Origin of the sequence: Halomonas llamarensis, assembly GCF_023555005.1 — a bacterium.
In the GTDB taxonomy this organism is placed as follows: domain Bacteria; phylum Pseudomonadota; class Gammaproteobacteria; order Pseudomonadales; family Halomonadaceae; genus Vreelandella; species Vreelandella llamarensis.
The window spans coordinates 1-2,543 of the sequence record NZ_JAMJPJ010000063.1; the positions used below are offsets into that span (position 1 = coordinate 1).

The window sequence follows — 2,543 nt, forward strand, 5'->3', positions numbered from 1 at the left end:
AGCACTAGGCTAATCGCATCCAGTTTAAATTCTTTCGAGTACTGCTTTCGTGTGGTCATGATCCATCTCCAGTTTCAGGGCATTATTCCTTAACTGGGGTGGTCACATCTATTCAACCACTTCAGTAGCCGCTTATTCACTGCAAAAGGTAAAATTTAATTTGAGCCTTATTTATTCAAACTGTACTGCGACGTACACTCATAGCTGATCTCTAAATTCATGAAGGTAGCGCATCCCGTTCATTTCTGACGAACACTACCCAATGCCAGAAAGGCCTACTCTGTGCCATGCGCCATTTGATCGCCAACAGCGCCTTATCTGGCAGACGCTCCCAGGTGTCGAATAGCGTCTCCATGGGTGCAGCCGTTACATTAACGTGCATAAACTCAGCTTCAGCGGTCGGTTGCTTTTACTTTATACTGCCCCAATTTTTATTTTCGACACACCTTACGACCATCGGTCAGAGCGCCTTATGCCATTTGCAAAACTAGGCTTATCCCGTCCTCTTGTGCAAGCGATTACCGAACTCGGTTACAAAACGCCAACGCCCATCCAGGAACAAGCCATTCCTGCCATTCTTTCGGGTAACGACTTAATCGCCACTGCACAAACAGGCACAGGCAAAACCGCTGCCTTTGTGCTGCCTCTGCTGGAACGGTTCAGTAAAGCGGAAACGTTACGCGGCAAACGCATACGTGCGCTGATTCTCGTGCCGACCCGTGAGCTAGCGGTTCAGGTCGAAGCCAATGTGGCGCAATACGCTAAACACATGCCCTTAACCTCTATGGCGGTGTACGGCGGCGTGGATACCGAAGCTCAAAAAGAGCGCCTAATTGAAGGGGTGGATATTCTGGTCGCTACGCCAGGCAGATTGCTGGATTTGGCGCATCAGCGTGCGCTGCACTTTGATGAACTTGACGTCATGGTACTGGACGAAGCGGACAGAATGGTCGACATGGGTTTTGTCGATGATATCCACAAAATCATAGATCGCCTGCCTAAAAACCGTCAGAACCTGTTGTTTTCGGCCACCATGACAGACGACGTTCGCGCACTCGCCTACGATTTTTCAGATAGCAAGATGACCGATCTGGCGGCTGAAATATCCATTTCTCCCAACATCCGCGCCGCCGCCAATATCAATCAGTGGCTAATCACCGTCGACAAAGACACTAAATCCGCTTTGCTGAGTCACTTGATTAACGAGCAACAGTGGGACCAGGCGCTTATTTTTACCGAGAAAAAACACAGTGCGGCCAAGCTTGTTGCCCAGCTGGAAAAACGCGGCATCAAAGCGGATTCCATTCATGGTGGTAGAAGCCAGGCCATGCGCGAAAAGATTTTGGCTCAGTTAAAAACGGGCGAACTCAAGTACCTGGTCGCCACAGGGGTGGCCGCTCGGGGGTTGGATATCGGTGAACTGAGCCGTGTGGTGAATTACGATCTACCTTTTCAGCCAGAAGAGTACATCCACCGTATTGGCCGAACCGGCCGTGCAGGCGCCTCAGGTGAAGCCATCTCGCTTGTCGACATCAGTGACTTTAAAAACCTTTGTGCCATTGAAAGACGATTAAAAAGCGTTATTGAGCGCAAAGAGATTGCAGGCTTTCCGGTTCAAAAAGCAGTACCCGCGTCAAACTTGAACTATAGTAAACAACGTAATCGTTAGAACTTAACAAACACGCCCACCTCTAAAAAAAAGGTGGGCGTGTTCATTATAGACATTTCACGAGGCGGGTAAAAAAGCATCTAACAGCTCGGCATTAGTGGGATACTTCTCCAATAACGCAAGCAACTTCTGCGCGCCTTCTACTGGCTTAAGCCCGGGTTATTCACGAGGCAGGCCTGAAAACAAAGAAAGTGGATGGTAATCTCCAAGGTAATCAATACGTTCCGACAAGAACACGATTCCAAGAAGCCATCCACTATGGGTGAAAGACTACCGTCCTGCAACGGGTCCGTTCATGTGCACTTAAGCGGCGATGCCACCACCAGCGATGCGGGTGAACTGGTACTCCGTGAAGCGCTCGATACCAGTGGGGGGGATGGGACGATCTCAGCGATACCGATATCCTCCGCCATGATCCCCTTTGGCAACTGGCCTGTAGCGATGCACGCAGCTTGGCGCCGTTAGCGGAAGCACGTCCGTCACAAGACACGCTCTCTCGACTCATTACTTGCCTGAGCAAGCCCGACAATATCGACACGGTGCACGAAGGCCTGTTGCGGTTGGCCATCTGGCGCTTGAGCAGCCTACCTGATGTTACGCCATACGCGGCGGATACCCCGATGACGTTCGATATTGATGGGTTGCCTATTGAGGTCTTCGGCCATCAGGGCGGCAGTGCCTACAATGGCTACGCTGGCTCACGGATTTATTCTCCTTTGGTGGCGTCGATTGCCGAGACCGGCGATATGTAAGCGAGCCATTAACCACATCTGGGCAGGCGTCGCTCAGCCGGGTAATGTGTCCTTCCAGTGCCAGGGCAGCAGCGTGGTGAGCTCGTCGTCGTTGAGCGTGGGCAATGTTTCGAAGACGTACC

The 2,543-nt window shown here is 51.3% G+C and carries 1 protein-coding gene and 1 pseudogene; both read left to right on the forward strand.

The window, feature by feature from the left end:
- The first annotated feature begins 472 nt into the window (after window positions 1-472).
- On the forward strand, window positions 473-1,669 hold the full coding sequence (locus tag M8006_RS17465; protein WP_250084457.1) for a DEAD/DEAH box helicase: 1,197 nt from the start codon (window positions 473-475) through the stop codon (window positions 1,667-1,669).
- Window positions 1,670-1,927: 258 nt separating this feature from the next.
- Window positions 1,928-2,418 (forward strand): annotated as a pseudogene (locus M8006_RS17470) (transposase); the annotation flags it as partial.
- Window positions 2,419-2,543: the final 125 nt, after the last annotated feature.